Here is a 17760-nt window from a genome sequence, read left to right on the forward strand (position 1 = left end):
AAACGCGGAGGGGCCGGGGACACATGGCAGTGGTGAACGACGGGGCGCGCATCGACGGCAGTGAACCAACCGACCCGACCGTAGAAGATGCCGCCCTCGCCGGTGCCGTGCCGGCGCGCCCGCGCACGCTGGTGGTGCTGCACTGGCTGACCGTGCTGTGCCTGCTGCTCGCCGCGGCGGTGATCCTCGCGCGCACCCAGGTCGACGGCCGCCCGCTGCGCCATGGATTGCTGGACGTTCATCGCCACCTTGGCCTGTGCGTGCTGCTGCTGTTCGCGCTGCGCGTCGCCTCGCGCCTGCGCTCCGGCGGCCTGCCCGACGCGGCCCGTCCGGGCTGGCCGATGCGTGCGGCGGCGGCGCTCACCCACGCGGGGCTGTACGCCTCGATCCTGGTGCTGCCGCTGCTCGGCTGGATGCTCAGCGACGCGCAGGACAAGCCGGTGCGTTTCTTCGGCCTCGCCCTGCCGCGCCTGGTGCAGCCGGACTTCGACCTGGCCGACCAACTGCAGGCGTGGCACCGGGAAGCCGCCTGGGCATTGCTGGCGCTGGTCCTGCTGCACCTGCTCGCCGCCCTCTGGCACCACTTCGTGCTGCGTGACGCGGTGCTCCGCGGCATGTGGCCGGTGCGGCGCTGATTCCTGCCTGTCCCAAGAAACCCCAAGGAGTATCCATGTCGTTGCTTCCCGATCGACCGAAACGGCGGCGAGTGCCGCTGCTTCCGGCCTGGATCCTGGCGTTGTTGCTGCTGGCCGCCGCCACTTCGGTGCAGGCGACCGCGGCGTTCGCGCGGCAGACCGGATCGGCCTGCGCCGACTGCCATGCCGCCGCCTACGGACCGGCGCTCACGCCCTACGGCATGCGCTTCAAGATCAACGGCTTCACCGAGACAAACGGCGAGGGCACCAAACTGCCGCTGGCCGCCCAGGTGCTGGCCCAGTACGCCCGTCCGGTGCGTGGCGACAGCAGCACCAACCTCACCGAGGCGGACCTGTACCTGGCCGGCAGGCTGACCGACCACGTGGGCGGCTTCGTGAAGGTGGAGGCCGACCACCAGGGCGATGGCGGCTACGCCACCAAGCTCAGCAACGTCGACCTGCGCTACGTGGCGCACGACCTCAAGCTCCGCGGGCGCGACCTGGTGCTGGGCGTGAGCGTGAACAACAGCCCGGGCTTCGACGACCCGCTCGGTGCGCTGCCGGCCCCGGCCTACCTCGCGCCGCCGGGGGTGACCGGCACGCTGCTCAATCCCTCCAGCCCGGGTTCGCTGGCCCACCGCGTGATCGGCGCCGGCGTCTACGGCTTCTACGACGCTCAGTGGTACGCCGAGGCCGGCAGCTACCGTTCGCTGTCCGCCTCGCAGCAGGACGATCTGGGTTACTCGCCGTTGGGCGACCCGGGCAGGCTCAGCGGCACGGGCTACCTGCGACTGGCCTGGATGAAGGACCTCGGGCGCCAGTTCTTCTCGGCCGGCGTGGTGGCCCTGACCACCCAGCGGCAACGGCCGCGCAGCGCGCCGTCCGACGACATCACCGACCTGGGCTACGACTTCACCTGGCAGTACCTGGGCAACCGCGACCACATCGTGCAGCTGGGCTACGTGAACATCATGGAGCGACGGCACTACGGCAGCGCGCCGGTGGTTCCCGGGCGGGTCGCACCATCGCGCGCCACGGCGCGCGACCAGGTCATCAGCGCCAGCTACACCTTCCGGCAGAGCTACGGCATCAGCGCCGCCCACCTGATGAGCACCGGTTCGCGCGATCCGCTGCGCTATGGTCCGCCGGGCGATCCGGCCACCACCAGCAACCTGTTCAGCCTGTACTGGACGCCGTTCGGCAAGGACGACTCGTGGACGTCCACCGCCAATCTCAAGCTGGCCGCCAGCTGGTTCCGCTTCACCCGGTTCAACGGCCGCCGTTCGAACATCTTCGGCGCCCCGCCGGGCGCGCCGGCCACCGATGCGTCGGACCTGGACGCCTTCTTCGTCTCCGCCAGCGTGATGTTCTAGCGGCACTGCAGCGACCGACCGGGAGTTCCACGTGACCAAGCTGTTCCTGCGGCGCCTGCCGCTCCTCGCCGCGGCTGCGCTCCTGCTCGGCCCGATCGTCGGCCCGCGGCCGGCCTTTGCCGGCGACCCCTCCGCCGGCAAGGACGTGTTCCGTTCCGAATGCAGCGAATGCCACAGCCTCCGCGAGGGCCGCAACAAGAAGGGCCCGAGCCTGTTCGGCATCGTGGGACGGCATGCCGGATCGCTACCGGACTACCGCTACACGGACGCGCTCAAGCAGGCGGGCTGGACATGGACGCCACAGAAGTTGCAGTGGTATCTGTCGCAGCCGGCCAGGCAAGCCAATCCCGGCACGCGAATGAAATACGATGGTCTGGATGACGCCGAACAGCGAGACGATCTCATCAGTTTCCTGGGCACGTTGCACTGACGCCTCCCGGGGCTCGGGCGGGCCGTTGCCGCGGCCTGCCCGTTCGCGCGTGCGCGTCCCGTGCGCCGTCTTCGTGCTGTTCTCCATGGCCTGCCTGCACGGCCGGCTGCACGCCCAGTCCGCCCCGCTGGGCGGGTCGGTGGCGCTGACCTCGCAACTGGTCGATCGCGGCCTGCCCATCACCGCCACCACGCCGGTGCTGCAGGCCGCGCTGCGCTGGGACTCGCCGGGCGGCTGGTCGCTGGGTGCGGCGGGCGCCAGCGAACTGCGCTCGCCGCGGCTGGCCGAGGGCATGCTGCACGCGGCCTATTCCTGGCCGCTGTCGGCCAACTGGCAGATGCAGGCGAGCCTGCTCTACTACGACGCGCCGCGGCGCGGGCGGGCGCGGTCTTACCGGCGGGCCGAGGCGGATCTGGCCTGGATCTACCGCGACGTGTTCACCCTCAACCTGGCGGCGCTGCGCCCGCTCGGCAGCCGCGCCGGCCGCACCAACCCCGCGGCCGAGGCCAACCTGCGCTGGCCGCTCTCAAGCCATCTCTCGCTGCTGGCGGGCGTGGGTGTGGCGCGGTTCCAGCACGGCTCCTACGGCTACTACGGGGAGCAGTATTCGGAGTATTACCGTTACGGCCAGGTGGGACTGGCATGGAGCGCGGGCCGCTGGCACGTCGAGCTCGACCGTATCGCCACCCGCGACGCGCCCCGGTCGCGGCGCGGCACCGGCGGGTTGTCGCCCTGGCTGGCCTCGGTGTCCTGGTCCTTCTGACCCGCCTGGAGCAACCTTTTCCCACCGAATGCGCACCTACCGGGCAAACGGTCGCCTTCCGACAGCCATGAACGATGCCGACACCCACGACGACGACACCGACCGCATGCTGCTCCAGCGCATGGCCGCGGGCGATCGCGGCGCGCTGGCGGTGCTCTATCGCAGCTACCACGGCCGGCTGTGCCGCTTTCTCTCGCGCCTGACCCGCCGCCCGGACGTCATCGAGGAAGTCATCAACGACTGCTTCTGGATCGCCTGGCAGAAGGCCGCCGGCTTCCGCGGCGATTCGCGGGTGTCGACCTGGATCATGGGCATCGCCTACCGTTGCGGACTGAAGGCCCTGCGCCAGCATGGCGACGAACCGATCGAAGACGACCCGGTACGCGACGAGCGCGCCTCGGCGCACGACCCGGGCGAGGATCGCGAACTGCGCGACTGGCTCGCCAAGGGCCTGGAGCGGCTGTCGGTCGACCAGCGCGTGGTGGTCGAACTGGTCTATGGCGTGGGCCACAGCCTCGATGACGTCGCGGTGATCATGCAATGCCCGGTGGGCACGGTGAAGGCACGGCTGTTCTATGCGCGCGTGAAGCTGCGCAACGTGCTGCCGGCGCTGGCGGGCGAATCCATTCCGCATCAAGAGAACGTGCCATGACCTTTCCGAACAGGTGCGCCCGTGCCTGGGAGGCCATGCCCTGGGTCCTGCAGGGCACCGCGGCGCCGCAAGACAACGAGTGGCTGACGCAGCACCTGGCGCAGTGCGAGGCTTGCCGCGCCGAGTTCGAACAGCAGAGCCGGCTGCGGCTGGCGCTGTCGCTGCCGGCGGATGTCGGGCTCGATCCGAACGCCGGCCTGGACCGGCTGATGGCGCGGCTGGACCAGCCCGAACCGGCCGAGCCGCCGCAGTCCGTGCGGACCAGCCCATGGCTGAGCCGGGCGCTGGCGGCCGCGGTGCTGGTGCAGGCGCTCGGCATCGGCATCCTCGGCGCCAAGCTGTGGTGGGAGAACCCGGCGCCGGCCTATCGCACGTTGAGCCAGGACACGGCGCCGGCCGTGCGCGGCGCCATCCACGTGGTGCCGGACGCCGGCATGAAACTGGCCGACTGGGACGCGCTGCTGCGCGGCCTGGGCCTGCAGGTGGTCGACGGACCCAACGACGTGGGCGCCTACACCGTGGTCGCCACGCGCGGCTCGGCGCAGGACACCGTCAAGCGCCTGCGCGCGACGCAGGGCATCCGCCTGGCCGAGCCCGTCGACGCGCGTCCATGACGCGAGGCGCCATGAAGCCGGCCACGCTGCTGTTGATCGTGCTTGCGCTCGGCCTGGCCGCGTGCGCGCCGGTGCGGCCGGCCACGCGCCAGCCGGCGGCGGTCCAGGCCGACGTGGCGTCGATGGACAGCGCGCGCGACATCGTGCTGGCGGTGGCCAACCCGATCGAACCGCCGGCCATGCATGCCGGCTCCAGCCTGCTCGGCTACGCGGCGCCGGCGCATTACGGTGCCGGCCGGCGCGCCGCCGCCACGCTCGACGAGCTGCAGCAGCATTACGGCTGGAGCGAGGTGGCTGGCTGGCCGATCAAGTCACTCAAGCTCTACTGCATCGTGTTGCGGCCGGCGCCGGGCACCAGCCGCGAGGCGATGCTGCAGGCGCTGGGCAAGGACGCGCGCGTGGCCCTGGCCGAGCCGCTGCACGATTACGCCACCTATGCAGACCAACAGCCGCGCGCGCAGCGCTACAACGATCCCTACGCAGAACTGCAGCGCGGCTTCGTCGAGACCGACGCGGCACTCGCGCACAGCGTCAGCCAGGGGAAAGGCGCCGGGGTCGCGGTGGTCGACACCGGCGCCGACCTGGCTCACCCGGAACTGGAGGGACACATCCGCGCGACGCAGAACCTGGTCGACGATGACGCGCAGGCCTTCAACAACGATCGCCACGGCACCGAGGTGGCCGGCATCATCGCCGCCACCGGGAACAATCATCAGGGCATCGTGGGCATCGCGCCCGACGCGGCGATCAGCGTGTACAAGGCCTGCTGGTATCCCGGCGCCGACGCACGCGGCGCGCGCTGCAACTCTTTCACCCTGGCCAAGGCGCTGGCGGCGATCCTCGACACCGACGCGCGCATCGTCAACCTGAGCCTGGGCGGGCCGGCTGATCCGCTGCTGGGGCAACTGCTCGGGCAGTTGCTGGAGCAGGGCCGCATCGTGGTCGCCGCGATGCCGCCCGGCGGCGGCCTGGGCGGGTTCCCAGACAACCGGCCGGGCGTGCTGGTGGTCCGCGTCACCGCGGGCACGCCGGCGCCAGCGGGCGTGCTGAGCGCGCCCGGGCACGACATTCTCAGTACCGAACCGGGCGGGGGCTACGACTTCAGCTCCGGTTCCTCGATGGCCGCCGCCCACGTGAGCGGCATCGTCGCGTTGCTGCTCACGCTCGATCCGCGACTGAGTGCGGACGCGGTGCGGCGACTGCTGCTGGCAAGCAGCAAGCGCACCGCCGACGGGTTGCAGGTCGATGCGGCCGCGGCCGTCGCGCGGCTGCAGCGCCTCGCCCTGGCGACGCGCTGACGGCTCCTGCGCAGGCGGCTACAGCGGCGTGAGGTTGGCGTAGGCGGCCACCAGCCACTTGCTGCCCGCGCCGGCGAAGTTCACCTGCAGCCGCGTGTGCGCGCCGCTGCCCTCGGCGCTCACCACCACGCCTTCGCCGAAGCTCGGGTGGCTGACGCGCTGGCCGAGCTTCACCGGCAGGCTTTCCTCCAGCGTGGAGGTGTCGGCGTAGCGGCCGGCGTAGAGCGGACGGCTGAGCTGCACGCGCGGGCGCACCTCGTCGATCAGCTCGGCGGGCATCTCGGCAAGGAAGCGCGAGGGGCGGGCGAGCATCTCGGTGCCGTGCATGCGGCGCGACTCGGCATGGGTCACCACCAGCCGCTCGCGCGCGCGGGTGATGCCCACGTAGGCCAGCCGGCGTTCCTCCTCCAGCCGGCTCTCGTCCTCGGTCGAGCGCTGGCTGGGGAACAGGCCTTCCTCCATGCCGACCAGGAACACCAGCGGGAACTCCAGGCCCTTGGCCGAGTGCAGTGTCATCAGTTGCACGCAGTCGTCCCAGGCTTCGCCCTGGCCCTCGCCCGCCTCGAGCGCGGCGTGCGACAGGAAGGCGGAGAGTTCGGTGAGGCCCGCCTCGAGGTCTTCCGGCGTCATGGCGAAGCGGCTGGCGACGTTGACCAGTTCGTCGAGGTTTTCCACGCGCGCTTCGCCGTTGCCACGGCTGTGCTTCTCGTAGTGGTCGCGCAGGCCGGTGTGGGTGATGGCGTGGTCGACCTGTTCGGCGAGGGTGAGGCTCTCGTGATTCTGAGCCCTCTCCCCCGAATGAGAATAAGGATGGGGGAGAGGGTTGGGTGAGGGGCTGGGTTGGCCTGAAGTTTCCGCTTCGGGCGGCCCCTCACCCCAGCCCTCTCCCCGGAGGGGAGAGGGAGCAAAATCACGCGCCATCTGGTCGATCAACGCAAGGAACGCCTTCACCGCGTTCTTGGCGCGACCAGCCAGCTCCCGCCCATCGGTCAGCTCGCCCAGCGCCGCCTCCCACATCGAGCTGCCCTCCGCCCGCGCGCGCCGGCGCAGCACATCCAGCGTGCGGTCGCCGATGCCGCGCGGCGGCGTGTTCACCGCACGCTCGAAGGCGGCATCGTCGTGGCGGTTGGCGGTCAGCCGCAGGTAGGCCAGCGCGTCCTTGATCTCGGCGCGCTCGAAGAAGCGCAGGCCGCCGTAGACGCGGTACTTGATGTTGCGCTGGCTGAGCTGTTCCTCGAAGTTGCGCGACTGCGCGTTGGAGCGGTAGAGGATCGCGCAGTCCTTCGCGCTGCCGTGCTCGTTGACGTATTCGCGGATACGCTCGATCACGAAGCGCGCCTCGTCCTGCTCGTTGTACGCGGCGTACAGCGCGATGCGCTCGCCCGCCTCGCCGGCGGTCCAGAGCTGCTTGCCCAGGCGGCCGCCGTTGCGCGCGATCACGCTGTTGGCGGCTTTCAGGATGGTGGCGGTGGAGCGGTAGTTCTGCTCCAGCTTGATCGTGCGCGCGCCGGGGAAATCGCGCAGGAACTGCTGCATGTTCTCCACCTTGGCGCCGCGCCAGCCGTAGATCGACTGGTCGTCGTCGCCCACGGCGAAGACTTTCCCGACGTTCCCGGCGAGCACGCGGATCCATGCGTACTGCAGTGCGTTGGTGTCCTGGAACTCGTCGATCAGCAGGTGGCGCCAGCGCTGCTGGTAATGCTCCAGCACGGCCGGGTTCTTCAGCCACAGCTCGTGCGCGCGCAGCAGCAGTTCGGCGAAGTCGACCAGGCCGGCGCGGCGGCAGGCGTCCTCATAGGCGCTGTAGATCTGCACCAGCGTGCGGGTGACCGGGTGGTTGCCGTGCTCGATGGCGTCCGGGCGCTTGCCCTCGTCCTTCCAGCCGTTGATCTGCCAGGTCGCCTGGCGCGGCGGGAAGCGTGCCTCGTCCAGGCCGAGCCCGGCCACCACGCGCTTGACCAGCCGCTGCTGGTCGTCGGCATCGAGGATCTGGAAGCCTTCCGGCAGCCCGGCTTCGCGCCAGTGCCGGCGCAGCAGGCGGTGGGCGATGCCGTGGAAGGTGCCGACGGTGAGGCCGGTGGTGCCGCCGGGGATCAACTGGTCCAGCCGCGCGCGCATCTCGCCGGCGGCCTTGTTGGTGAAGGTGACCGCCAGGATCGCCCATGGCGGCACGCGCTCGACCTGGGTCAGCCAGCCGATGCGGTGGGTCAGTACGCGGGTCTTGCCGGAACCGGCGCCGGCCAGCACCAGGTAGTGGCCGGGCGGGGCGCAGACGGCTTCGCGCTGCGCGTCGTTGAGCGAGTCGATCAGGTACGAAACATCCATCCACCGATTGTACCGGTGCATGTCGACCGCGCCGCGCGAACGCGGCGCGGTTGGAGATCAGCCTTTCTTGACGAAGCCGCCGATGGTCAGCAGGCCGCCGACCACGATGCCGGCGATGCCGATCCATTGCGGCACGGCCTTGTCGTGCGTGGCCTCGATCTTGGCGGGCCCAAGCTGTGCCACGGTATCGGTCTGCTTGTAGCTGCCGTTGCCTAGGGTCACCCAGATGCCTGCGACCAGCAGGATGATGCCGACGATGATGAGTCCTGCACGCATGAGCCGCCTCCTCGGTTGGTGTGCGCCCGATCATAGCGAGCACGGCCGTGAACGGGCGAAAAAAAGCCCCGAAGGCTAGGGGGAACCTTCGGGGCCGGGGGTGGATGCGAAGCCCAGGGGAGAGGTTCGCATCCAGGTGGCCCGCTCAGGGAGGTGGACGGGCCGAGGATGCCGTTGCGTGCATCCGGAACCTTGGATGCGTCCGGGATGGGAAAGTTTCAAGGGAAGCGTTCGCGGTGGCCGGAACAGGTCAGGATCCGTTCATGCGCACGATCTTGCTCCCTCTCCCCTCCGGGGAAAGGGCTGGGGTGAGGGGTGGGACTCGCGGGGAAGCGAATCTGGGCCAGACGTCCTTTTAACTCTTTCGCGAGCCCAGCCCCTCACCCAACCCTCTCCCCCATCCTTGATGGGTAGCGGGGAAGAGGGCTCAGGTGAGCGCTAGTGCGCCTGCTCCCAGTTCGCCCCGACGCCCACGTCCACCACCAGCGGCACGGCCAGCTCGGCGGCGCCCGACATCCGCTCGGTCACCGCCTGGCGCATGGACTCCACGGCGTCTTCCTGCACCTCGAACACCAGTTCGTCGTGCACTTGCATCAGCATGTGCGCGTCGGTGCGCTCGCAGAGGTAGGCGCCCATCGCGATCATCGCGCGCTTGATGATGTCCGCCGCGCTGCCCTGCATCGGCGCGTTGACCGCTGCGCGCTCGGCGCCGGCGCGCAGCGCCTGGTTGCGCGCCTTGAGGTTTTCCAGGTACAGCCGCCGGCCGAAGATGGTCTCGACGTAGCCGTCGCGGTGCGCCTGTTCGCGGGTGGCGTCCATGAAGGCGCGCACGCCGGCGAAACGCGAGAAGTAGCGCGCCATGTAGTCGCTGGCCTCGCCGCGGTCGATGCCGAGCTGCCGCGCCAGGCCGAACGCGCTCATGCCGTACATCAGGCCGAAGTTGATCGCCTTGGCCGCGCGGCGCTGGTTGAGCGTGATGTCCTCGGGCGCCACGCCGAACACTTCGGCGGCGGTGGCGCGATGCACGTCGCCGCCGCTCCTGAACGCGCGCAGCAGCGCCTCGTCGCCGGACAGGTGCGCCATGATGCGCAGCTCGATCTGCGAGTAGTCGGCCGCCATCACCACCCAGCCGGGCGGCGCCACGAAGGCGGCACGGATGCGCCGGCCCTCGTCGGTGCGCACCGGGATGTTCTGCAGGTTCGGGTCCGACGAGGAGATGCGCCCGGTCGCCACCGACGCCTGGTGGTAGCAGGTGTGCACGCGGCCGGTGCGCGGGTTGACCATCGAGGCCAATTTATCGGTGTAGGTGGAACGCAGCTTGGCCAGGCCCCGGTAGTCGAGGATCAGCCGCGGCAGCGCGTGGTCGTCGGCAATCGCCTCCAGCGCCTCCTCGTTGGTCGAGGGCTGGCCCTTGGGCGTCTTCAGCTTGGCGCGCAGGCCCAGCTCGTCGAACAGGATCGACTGCAACTGCTTGGGCGAGTCCAGGCTGAAATCGCGCCCGGCGTGCGCATAGGCCTGCTGCTGCACTTCCAGCATGCGCTTGCCCAGCTCCTGGCTCTGCCGGCGCAGCTCGTCGACGTCGATCAGCACGCCCTTGCGCTCCATGCCGGCCAGGATCGGCACCAGCGGCACCTCGATCTCCTCGTACACGCGCCTGAGCGCCGGCACGCCTGCGAGCATCGGCTGGAGCGCCTCGTGCAGGCGCAAGGTGATGTCGGCGTCCTCGGCGGCATAGCGGCAGGCGGTGTCCAGGTCCACCTGCGAGAACGGGATCTGCCTGGCACCCTTGCCGGCGACCTCTTCGTACTTGATGGTCTGGTAGTTGAGGTAGCGGCTGGCCAGCGAATCCATGTCGTGGCGCGTGGCGGTGGCGTTCCACACGTACGAGGCGAGCATCGAATCGTGCTTGAGGCCCTGCACGCCGATGCCGTAGTGCGAGAGCACGTTGATGTCGTACTTGGCGTGCTGGCCGAGCTTGGGGATCGTCGGATCCTCGAACACCGGCTTGAGCGCGTGCAGCACCTGGTCGCGGTCCAGTTGCCACGGCGCGCCGGGATAGTCGTGCGCGACCGGGATGTAGCAGGCCCTGCCGGACTCGACCGCGAAGGACAGGCCGATCAGCTCGGCGCGCATGGCGTCGATGTCGCTGGTCTCGGTGTCGAAGGCGATCAGCGGCGCCTTGCGCAGCTGCGCCAGCCAGTGCTCGAAGCGCTCGGGCGTGGTGACCAGCTCGTACTCGCCCGGCCGCGCGGCGGCCGGCGCGGGGGTGACCGGCGCGGGGGCGACGGCGGCGACGGGCGCCGGGCCGGGCTCGCCCAGGGTCTCGGCGTCCAGCTCCTTCAGCGCCGCCTTGAACTCGTAGCGGGTGAACAGCTCGCGCAGCGCGGCGGTGTCGCGCTCGCGCAGGCTGAGGTCGGTCGGGCCCTGCTCCAGTGCCACGTCGGTGCGGATGGTCACCAGCTCGCGCGAGAGCGGCAGCTTCGGCAGCGCCTCGCGCAGGTATTCGCCGATCTTGCCGCCGACCTTGTCCGCGTTGGCGATCACGCCATCCAGCGAGCCGTATTCGGCCAGCCATTTGGCCGCCGTTTTCGGGCCGCACTTGGTCACGCCCGGCACGTTGTCGATGCTGTCGCCGGTGAGCGAGAGGAAATCGACGATGCGCTCCGGCGGCACGCCGAACTTCTCGGTGACGCCGGCGATGTCCAGCGTGGTGTTGGTCATGGTGTTGACCAGCGTCACGCGCGGATCGACCAGCTGGGCCAGGTCCTTGTCGCCGGTGGAGATCGTCACGTCGATGCCCTGCACCGCGGCGGCGCGGGCCAGCGTGCCGATCACGTCGTCCGCTTCCACGCCGGGAATGCACAGGATCGGGAAGCCCAGCGCGCCGACGATCGCCATCATCGGCTCGACCTGCGCGCGCAGGTCGTCGGGCATCGGCGGGCGGTTGGCCTTGTATTCGGTGTAGATGTCGTCGCGGAAGGTGCGCCCGGGGGCGTCGCAGACGAAGGCCAGGTAGTCCGGCTGCGCCTTCAGCGTCGCGCGCAGCATGTTGACCACGCCGAACAGCGCGCCGGTGGGCTCGCCGCGCGCGTTGGTCAGCGGCGGCAGCGCATGGAAGGCGCGGTAGAGGTAGGAGGAGCCGTCGATCAGGATGAGCTGTGCCATCCGGGCATTCTCGCATGCGTGCCATGAGGTCGCGGTTCACCGGGCGGCGCCGGGGCCGCTGCTATGCTCGCAGGCCAAACCGCCGGAGCCCGCCATGAAGCTTTCTGCCGCGTTCGTCCTCGTGCCCGCCCTCCTTGCAGCGCCTGCCTTCGCGCAATCCAGGTCGCCGGCGAACGTGCCGCCGCCGCCGGGCATGAACGATCCGGGCGTCAAGGCGGCGCCGCAAGCCGCTCCGGCCCAGGCCCCCGCCGCGGCGTCGGCGCCGGCGCAGGAAGGCAGCTCGCTGCAACCGCGCAAGCCCGAGCCGATCCGCTCGGGCGAGCCGATGCCCGAGGTCAGCGTGCACCAGCAAGGCGAGAACACCGTGCAGGAGTACCGCCGCAACGGCCAGCTCTACATGGTGGTGGTGACGCCGCCGAGCGGCATCGCGCAGACCTACATGGTCGATCCGAGCGGCCGGCTGGTGGACGAACACGGCCAGAAGCCCGCGCGGCCGGTGATGTACAAGATCCTGGAGTGGGGCAAGTCCAAGCCCGCGCCGGCATCCACTTCCGGCGACTGAGCGCGCGCCATGGACCTGCGCCAGAGCTGGCTGCTGTTCGCGCTGGGCTCGGCGTTCTTTGCCGCGCTCACCGCGCTGTTCGGCAAGCTCGGCGTGGCCGGGATCAACTCCAACCTGGCCACCTTCATCCGCACGCTGGTGATCCTCGTGGTCACCGCGGGCATCCTCAGCCTGCGCGGTGAATGGGCGCGGCCCGCCGGCCTGCCCTGGCACAGCTGGGTGTTCCTGGTGCTGTCAGGCATCGCCACCGGCCTGTCCTGGCTGTGCTACTACCGCGCGCTGCAGCTCGGGCCCGTCAGCAAGGTAGCGCCGATCGACAAGCTCAGCGTGGCGATCGTGATCGTGCTCGGGCTGGTGTTCCTCGGCGAGAAGCCGAGCCTGCCGCTGCTGCTGGGCGGCGGCCTGATCGTCGCCGGTGCAGTGGTCATCGCCTTGTCCTGAGGGCGGCGGGCCGACGCGCCCTCAGGCGGGATCGTCCAGTTCCGGGTAGTGGCGGAAGATGCCGTTCTCGTTGAACGGCAGACGGCGCGGCGAATCGAGGTAGGCGGCGATGCGCGGGCGGCGGGCGACTTCGTCGGCCAGTGCACACAGCCGCGGCACGCCCTTGCGCAAGCTGCGCATGGCGTTGGGGAAGGCGTAGTCCAGGCCGGCCATCAGCTGGAACAGCGAGAGATCCACGTAGGAGTGCTCGCCCAGCGCATGGCGGCCGTCCGAACGCGCCAGCACCTGCTCGAAGTACCTGAGGTATTTGGGCAGGCGGTGCTTGCGCAGGTCCTCCGCCCGGCGCTTCGCTTCCCGCCGCTGGTCCTCGTAGTACAGGCTGGCGGCGACCGGGTGGTGGCTGTCGTGCACTTCGGCGACCAGGTCGGCGATGGTCAGCTGCAGCTGGCTGGCATAGACGCGCCGAGCCTCGCCTTCGGGCACCAGCCGCAGGTGCTGGCCCAGGTAGGCCAGGATGGCGGCGGTCTGCGCGATCAGCAGGTGGCCGGCGCGCAGGATCGGCGGGGCGAACGGCAGCGCGTCCTCGGTGGCGTCGCCGGCGAGGAAGGGATCCATCACCGCGTCGCCGCGATGGCGCGCGACGTCCACGTAATCGGCGCCGGCATCCTCCAGCGCAAGGCGGACGAATTCGCCGCGCCCCTGGATGCCGGTCCAGTAGTAAAGCTCGTAGGTCATGGCTCGGGCTCCGCGTGACCCGCCAAGCCTCGCAATCGACACCACAAGGCGCCGTGAGGGCGCACAATCGGGGCCATGGACCGACGTGCCCCATTCGAAGCGTCGCTCGCCGACAGCCGTCCACCGGACGGGCTGTCCGACCACCTGCAGGCGTTGTGGTGGTTGCGCCACGGCGAGCCCGAACGCGCGCACCACCTGGTGCAGTTGCTGGACGATGCCGGGGCCGCCGCTATCCACGCGCACGTGCATCGTCTCGAAGGCGACCTGGACAATGCCGGCTACTGGTACCGCCGCGCCGGGCTGCCGTTCTGCGAGGAATCGCTCGAGGCCGAATGGCGGCATCTGCTCGAGCGCTTCGTGTAGCGTTCGCGACTCGCGAGCGGGTACGGCTGAAGGCTCGTACCCGCCGCGTGGCTTCAGCCGCGCGCGAATCCCGATTCCTCTCCCGGGGAAACGGGTCTCCAGCTCAGTGGCGGAAGTGGCGCATGCCGGTGAACACCATCGCCATGTCGTGCTCGTCGGCGGCAGCGATCACTTCGGCGTCGCGCATCGAGCCGCCCGGCTGGATCACCGCGGCGATGCCGGCTTCGGCGGCGGCGTCGATGCCGTCGCGGAACGGGAAGAACGCATCGCTCGCCATCACCGAGCCGCGCACTTCGAGCTTCTCGTCGGCGGCCTTGATGCCGGCGATCTTCGCGCTGTAGACGCGGCTCATCTGGCCGGCGCCGATGCCGATGGTCTGGCGGTGCTTCGCGTAGACGATCGCGTTGGACTTGACGAACTTGGCCACCTTCCAGGCGAAGATCAGATCGTCGATCTGCTCGGGCGTGGGCGCACGCTTGGTGACGACCTTGAGGTCGGCGGCGCCGATCATGCCGGTGTCGGCGGTTTGGATCAGCAGGCCCGAGCCCACGCGCTTGACGTTCATGCCCGGGTGCGGGGCGCGCAGGTCACCGTCCGCCGGCGGCGGGATTTCCAGCACGCGCACGTTGCCCTTCTTCGCGAATGCCTTCAGCGCGTCGTCGGCGTAGCCGGGCGCCAGCACCACCTCGACGAACTGCCGCTCGACGATGGCGCGCGCGGTGGCGCCGTCCACTTCGCGGTTGAACGCGATGATGCCGCCGAAGGCCGAGGTGGGATCGGTCTGGAAGGCCAGGTCGTAGGCCTTGGCCGTCCCGTCCAGGCTCACCGCGACGCCGCAGGGATTGGCGTGCTTGACGATCACGCAGGCCGGCTTGACGAAGCTGCGCACGCACTCCCATGCCGCGTCGGCGTCGGCGATGTTGTTGAACGAAAGCTCCTTGCCCTGCAGCTGGCGGAAGCAAGCCAGCGTGCCCGGCGCCGGGTACAGGTCGCGGTAGAACGCGGCCTGCTGGTGCGGGTTCTCGCCGTAGCGCAGGTCCATCAGCTTGACGAAGCGGCCGTTGGCCTGGCCGCCGAAGGTCTCGTGGCCGGCGATGGCGTCGTGCGCCTCGTTGAGCTTGAGGGAGGAGAGGTAGTCGCTGATCGCGCCGTCGTAGTCGGACACGCGGTTGAACGCGGCCACCGCGAGCCTGAAGCGGGTGGCGCGCGAGAGGCCGCCGTCGCGCTCGATCTCGGCGAGCGCGTCTTCATACTGGTCCGGTGCGGTGAGCACCGCCACGTCCGCCCAGTTCTTCGCCGCAGAACGCAGCATCGCCGGTCCGCCGATGTCGATGTTCTCGATCGCCTGCTCCAGCGTGCAATCGGGTTTGGCGACGGTCTGCTCGAACGGGTACAGGTTGAGCACCAGCAGGTCGATCGGCTGGATGCCGAGCTCGGCCATCACTGCATCGTCGGTGCCGCGCCGGCCGAGCAGGCCGCCGTGCACCTTCGGGTGCAGCGTCTTGACGCGGCCGTCCATGATTTCCGGGAAGCCGGTGAGTTCGCTGACGTCGGTCACCGCGATGCCGGCATCGCGCAGCGCCTTGGCGCTGCCGCCGGTGGAGAGCAACTGCACGCCGGCGGCGGCGAGGCGCCGGCCGAGATCGATCAGCCCGGTCTTGTCGGAGACGCTGAGCAGGGCGCGGCGGATCGGGGTGACGACAGGCATGGCGGCTTCCAGGATGGGGGAAGCCGGCAATTATAACCCGAGTGCGAAGCACGCTTGTTTGGACGGCCAGACGTCCAAAGTCCGGTGGCGGGCGGAACCGCCGGCGTGGTCCGCGCTTGCTGGCGGGGAGGAACGGGCGCCGCGGCTACAGCAGGCCGTGCGCGGCCAGCTTCTTGCGCAGCGTGGCGCGGTTGATGCCGAGCACGGCGGCGGCGCGGCTCTGGTTGCCATCGTGGAAGGCCAGCACTTCGCGCAGCAACGGGCCTTCGACCTCGCGGATCACCAGCGCGTGCAGGCCCTCGGCGCATTCGGTATCGCCGATGTCCGCCAGGTAGCGGCGCACGGTACGGCTGACGCACTCGCCCAGCGCGCTCTGCGACGACTGGGGCTCCCTGACGGCCTCGGTGACAGGCAATCGGACGGCGTTCACAGGCACTACCTCACGAGCGACGCAGGCGGCTGCGTGGGCCGCTGCAATGGTTATGGCGAATCTGCGCCGGCGTGGCGCGCTTGGCATGCAACGAAGTGCATGCGCGAAGGGTCGAGTGTACCGTTGCGCGCCGACAAAATTAAGTGCTTGCGCGTTGGTTTCACTCGAAACCGAACTCGAACGCCACCGCGCGGTTGCCCGGATCGGCCACCTCGATCAGCAGGGCGGCGCTGGCGCCCGGCGCCAGGCCGGCGCGCAAGGCGGCGTCGTCGTCGAGGTATTCGGAAGGATGCAGGCGGCGCATCGCCACGCGATGGCCGTCGGCATCGGACAGGGTCAGCGAGACCACCGGGTAGGGCTGCGCGAACGGCGCGTCGTTGCGCACGGTGGCGCTGATCATCAACGCGCCCGGCACGCTCGGGTGCGCCTGCACGTCGCGCGCGACCAGGTGCAACCGATGCACGTCGCGCACCAGCGGCAGGCGGCAGCCGAGCGAGGCGCAGGCCTGGCGCAGCCAGGCGCCGATCGCCGGGTCGGCGACCAGCATGTCGCGCTTGGCCCAGGCCACCTGCGCCGCCAGCAGCAGGGTCAGCAGCGTGCAGGTGGCGACCCAGGGCCAGCGCCGCGGGCGCCGGCGCGGCGCGCGGCGCTCGTGCACGAAGCGCGGGGTGAAGGCCGGGGCCGCGGGCACCGGTTCGGCGACCGGCACGTCCTCGCGCGGTCGGTAGACCGCCAGTTCGAGCTTGGGCGCCTCCTCCGAGCGGGCGTGCCCCGGCAGCAACCGGAACGGTTCCGGCGGCAACTGTTCGGCCAGTGTGTCCAGCGCGTCGAACAGGGTCTCGCAATTACCGCAGATCACTGCCCCGCGCGCATGCGCCAGCACGCTCGCGTCGAGCGAGAAGACCGTGCGGCAGTCGGGGCACTGGGTGTACATGCACGCAAGAGTAAAGCGTAAGCCGGCGTTTTGTCGGGCCGGCGCATGTGCGCGAGTGCACGTTGTCGTGGGTGATCGGGCCGCGGCGGCCGTGCATCGCGGTCGCGCCCAAGCACGCTTCCGCAGGGAAGACTCAGCGACGGTAGCCGCTGATGCGCACCCAGTCCTCGCGCGTGTCCACGCGCAGGTCGTCGAACCATTCGCCGTAGCGCGCCAGCAGCTCGTCCTGCTGGCCGGCCAGGATGCCCGAGATAGCGAACGGCGCGCCACGCTTGCAGGCGGCGGCGAAAGTGGATGCCAGCTCGCCGAGCGGACCGGCCAGGATGTTGGCGACGAACACGTCGGCGGGCGAGTCCGGCTCTTCACCCGGCAGGAACACGGCGAGGCGGTCGGCCACGCCATTGCGTGCGGCATTGTCGTTCGAGGCGGTCAGCGCCTGCGGGTCGTTGTCCACGCCGATCGCACGTGCGGCGCCGAGCTTGAGCGCGGCGATGGCGAGGATGCCCGAGCCGCAGCCGTAGTCGGTCACCTGCCTGCCGGCCAGGTCCAGCCCGTCGAGCCACTCCAGGCACAGCGCCGTGGTCGGATGGGTGCCGCTGCCGAAAGCCAGGCCGGGATCCAGCCGCACGACCACGATGTCCTCGCCGGCGGGCGGCTCGATGTTCCATGGATAGATCCACAGCCGCCGGCCGAACGGCATCGGCTTGAACTGGTCCATCCAGGCGCGTTCCCAGTCCTCGTCGGCGACGTCGCGGAAGGCGAGCTGGTCCGGTTCCAGCCAGGGCAGCAACTCGCCCAGCGCTTCGACCAGGCCGCGGCGGTCGGTGCCCGCTTCGAACAGCGCGTCGAGCGTGATCGTCGGCCACAGCGGCAGCTCGCCCACGCCCGGCTCGAAGATCGCCTGTTCGTCGGGCGTCTCGGCATCGGCGTCGCGCAGAGTGATCGAAAGGGCGCCCAGGTCGTCGAGGGCTTCCTCCACGCGCGGCTGCTGCTCGGCGCGGAGGGTGAGGGCGAGTTCAAGCCAGGGCATAGCGTCCGGTCATGGGTTCAACGTAA

18 protein-coding genes are annotated in these 17760 nt (G+C 70.1%); 10 read left to right on the forward strand and 8 right to left on the reverse strand.

Annotated features, from left to right (window positions below; translation table 11 throughout):
- The first annotated feature begins 23 nt into the window (after positions 1-23).
- The 7 genes from AAIL17_RS10625 to AAIL17_RS10655 all read left to right on the forward strand — a co-directional run bounded on the left by AAIL17_RS10625 (position 24) and on the right by AAIL17_RS10655 (position 5765).
- Positions 24-635, forward strand: coding sequence for a cytochrome b (locus AAIL17_RS10625; protein WP_424682813.1), 612 nt, complete (start codon positions 24-26; stop codon positions 633-635).
- A gap of 35 nt (positions 636-670) precedes the next feature.
- A complete protein-coding gene (locus AAIL17_RS10630) occupies positions 671-2008 on the forward strand; it encodes a cytochrome C (protein WP_424682814.1) in 1338 nt (445 codons plus the stop codon).
- A 40-nt stretch (positions 2009-2048) separates the two neighbouring features.
- A complete protein-coding gene (locus tag AAIL17_RS10635) occupies positions 2049-2438 on the forward strand; it encodes a c-type cytochrome (RefSeq protein WP_424682871.1) in 390 nt (129 codons plus the stop codon).
- Between the two features lie 49 nt (positions 2439-2487).
- Complete coding sequence (locus AAIL17_RS10640; RefSeq protein ID WP_424682815.1) at positions 2488-3201, forward strand: hypothetical protein; 714 nt, start codon at positions 2488-2490, stop codon at positions 3199-3201.
- 67 nt (positions 3202-3268) lie between these two features.
- Positions 3269-3853 carry an RNA polymerase sigma factor gene (locus AAIL17_RS10645; protein WP_424682816.1) on the forward strand — a complete coding sequence of 195 codons (585 nt, stop codon included), beginning with the start codon at positions 3269-3271 and terminating at the stop codon, positions 3851-3853.
- Entirely contained in the window at positions 3850-4467 is a 618-nt protein-coding gene (locus tag AAIL17_RS10650) for an anti-sigma factor family protein (protein ID WP_424682817.1), read from the forward strand. The genes AAIL17_RS10645 and AAIL17_RS10650 overlap by 4 nt, the downstream gene beginning before the upstream one ends.
- Before the next feature lie 11 nt (positions 4468-4478).
- Entirely contained in the window at positions 4479-5765 is a 1287-nt protein-coding gene (locus AAIL17_RS10655) for a S8 family serine peptidase (RefSeq protein ID WP_424682818.1), read from the forward strand.
- A gap of 18 nt (positions 5766-5783) precedes the next feature.
- Here the strand turns inward: AAIL17_RS10655 and AAIL17_RS10660 are convergent, their stop codons facing one another.
- The 3 genes from AAIL17_RS10660 to polA all read right to left on the reverse strand — a co-directional run bounded on the left by AAIL17_RS10660 (position 5784) and on the right by polA (position 11531).
- Positions 5784-8090: a 3'-5' exonuclease gene (locus AAIL17_RS10660; RefSeq protein WP_424682819.1), complete on the reverse strand. Its 2307-nt coding sequence runs from the start codon at positions 8088-8090 to the stop codon at positions 5784-5786.
- A gap of 57 nt (positions 8091-8147) precedes the next feature.
- A complete protein-coding gene (locus AAIL17_RS10665) occupies positions 8148-8366 on the reverse strand; it encodes a hypothetical protein (RefSeq protein ID WP_424682820.1) in 219 nt (72 codons plus the stop codon).
- Positions 8367-8804: 438 nt separating this feature from the next.
- Positions 8805-11531 carry a DNA polymerase I gene (gene polA, locus AAIL17_RS10670; protein WP_424682821.1) on the reverse strand — a complete coding sequence of 909 codons (2727 nt, stop codon included), beginning with the start codon at positions 11529-11531 and terminating at the stop codon, positions 8805-8807.
- A 94-nt stretch (positions 11532-11625) separates the two neighbouring features.
- Here polA and AAIL17_RS10675 point away from each other — a divergent pair, with 94 nt between their 5' ends.
- A complete protein-coding gene (locus tag AAIL17_RS10675) occupies positions 11626-12093 on the forward strand; it encodes a DUF2782 domain-containing protein (RefSeq protein ID WP_424682822.1) in 468 nt (155 codons plus the stop codon).
- 9 nt (positions 12094-12102) lie between these two features.
- A complete protein-coding gene (locus AAIL17_RS10680; protein WP_424682823.1) occupies positions 12103-12534 on the forward strand; it encodes an EamA family transporter in 432 nt (143 codons plus the stop codon).
- Positions 12535-12555: 21 nt separating this feature from the next.
- On the opposite strand, the gene AAIL17_RS10685 is transcribed toward AAIL17_RS10680, so the two are convergent.
- Complete coding sequence (locus tag AAIL17_RS10685) at positions 12556-13269, reverse strand: glutathione S-transferase (protein WP_424682824.1); 714 nt, start codon at positions 13267-13269, stop codon at positions 12556-12558.
- 75 nt (positions 13270-13344) lie between these two features.
- Between AAIL17_RS10685 and AAIL17_RS10690 the strand changes: the two genes are divergently transcribed.
- Positions 13345-13632 carry a hypothetical protein gene (locus AAIL17_RS10690; protein ID WP_424682825.1) on the forward strand — a complete coding sequence of 96 codons (288 nt, stop codon included), beginning with the start codon at positions 13345-13347 and terminating at the stop codon, positions 13630-13632.
- A gap of 103 nt (positions 13633-13735) precedes the next feature.
- Here AAIL17_RS10690 and purH read toward each other — a convergent pair whose 3' ends face one another.
- The 4 genes from purH to prmA all read right to left on the reverse strand — a co-directional run bounded on the left by purH (position 13736) and on the right by prmA (position 17734).
- Entirely contained in the window at positions 13736-15340 is a 1605-nt protein-coding gene (gene purH / locus AAIL17_RS10695) for a bifunctional phosphoribosylaminoimidazolecarboxamide formyltransferase/IMP cyclohydrolase (RefSeq protein WP_424682826.1), read from the reverse strand.
- A 145-nt stretch (positions 15341-15485) separates the two neighbouring features.
- Positions 15486-15776, reverse strand: a complete 291-nt coding sequence (locus tag AAIL17_RS10700; RefSeq protein ID WP_424682827.1) for a helix-turn-helix domain-containing protein — start codon at positions 15774-15776, stop codon at positions 15486-15488.
- A gap of 154 nt (positions 15777-15930) precedes the next feature.
- The gene (locus tag AAIL17_RS10705) at positions 15931-16704 is read right to left on the reverse strand and encodes a zinc-ribbon and DUF3426 domain-containing protein (protein ID WP_424682828.1); all 774 of its coding nucleotides are present in this window, start codon (positions 16702-16704) and stop codon (positions 15931-15933) included.
- A 133-nt stretch (positions 16705-16837) separates the two neighbouring features.
- Positions 16838-17734, reverse strand: a complete 897-nt coding sequence (gene prmA / locus AAIL17_RS10710; RefSeq protein ID WP_424682829.1) for a 50S ribosomal protein L11 methyltransferase — start codon at positions 17732-17734, stop codon at positions 16838-16840.
- Between the last annotated feature and the right edge of the window lie 26 nt (positions 17735-17760).

Source organism: Frateuria sp. YIM B11624, assembly GCF_049727805.1.
Classification (GTDB): Bacteria; Pseudomonadota; Gammaproteobacteria; order Xanthomonadales; family Rhodanobacteraceae; genus Frateuria_A.

Excerpts from the sequence above, each read along its gene's own strand:
- AAIL17_RS10625 (WP_424682813.1), top strand. The coding sequence starts at position 24 with ATGGCAGTGGTGAACGACGGGGCGCGCATCGACGGCAGTGAACCAACC.
- AAIL17_RS10630 (WP_424682814.1), top strand. The coding sequence starts at position 671 with ATGTCGTTGCTTCCCGATCGACCGAAACGGCGGCGAGTGCCGCTGCTT.
- AAIL17_RS10645 (WP_424682816.1), top strand. The coding sequence starts at position 3,269 with ATGAACGATGCCGACACCCACGACGACGACACCGACCGCATGCTGCTC.
- AAIL17_RS10650 (WP_424682817.1), top strand. The coding sequence starts at position 3,850 with ATGACCTTTCCGAACAGGTGCGCCCGTGCCTGGGAGGCCATGCCCTGG.
- AAIL17_RS10655 (WP_424682818.1), top strand. The coding sequence starts at position 4,479 with ATGAAGCCGGCCACGCTGCTGTTGATCGTGCTTGCGCTCGGCCTGGCC.
- AAIL17_RS10660 (WP_424682819.1), bottom strand. The coding sequence starts at position 8,090 with ATGGATGTTTCGTACCTGATCGACTCGCTCAACGACGCGCAGCGCGAA.
- AAIL17_RS10665 (WP_424682820.1), bottom strand. The coding sequence starts at position 8,366 with ATGCGTGCAGGACTCATCATCGTCGGCATCATCCTGCTGGTCGCAGGC.
- polA (WP_424682821.1), bottom strand. The coding sequence starts at position 11,531 with ATGGCACAGCTCATCCTGATCGACGGCTCCTCCTACCTCTACCGCGCC.
- AAIL17_RS10675 (WP_424682822.1), top strand. The coding sequence starts at position 11,626 with ATGAAGCTTTCTGCCGCGTTCGTCCTCGTGCCCGCCCTCCTTGCAGCG.
- AAIL17_RS10680 (WP_424682823.1), top strand. The coding sequence starts at position 12,103 with ATGGACCTGCGCCAGAGCTGGCTGCTGTTCGCGCTGGGCTCGGCGTTC.
- AAIL17_RS10685 (WP_424682824.1), bottom strand. The coding sequence starts at position 13,269 with ATGACCTACGAGCTTTACTACTGGACCGGCATCCAGGGGCGCGGCGAA.
- AAIL17_RS10690 (WP_424682825.1), top strand. The coding sequence starts at position 13,345 with ATGGACCGACGTGCCCCATTCGAAGCGTCGCTCGCCGACAGCCGTCCA.
- purH (WP_424682826.1), bottom strand. The coding sequence starts at position 15,340 with ATGCCTGTCGTCACCCCGATCCGCCGCGCCCTGCTCAGCGTCTCCGAC.
- AAIL17_RS10705 (WP_424682828.1), bottom strand. The coding sequence starts at position 16,704 with ATGTACACCCAGTGCCCCGACTGCCGCACGGTCTTCTCGCTCGACGCG.
- prmA (WP_424682829.1), bottom strand. The coding sequence starts at position 17,734 with ATGCCCTGGCTTGAACTCGCCCTCACCCTCCGCGCCGAGCAGCAGCCG.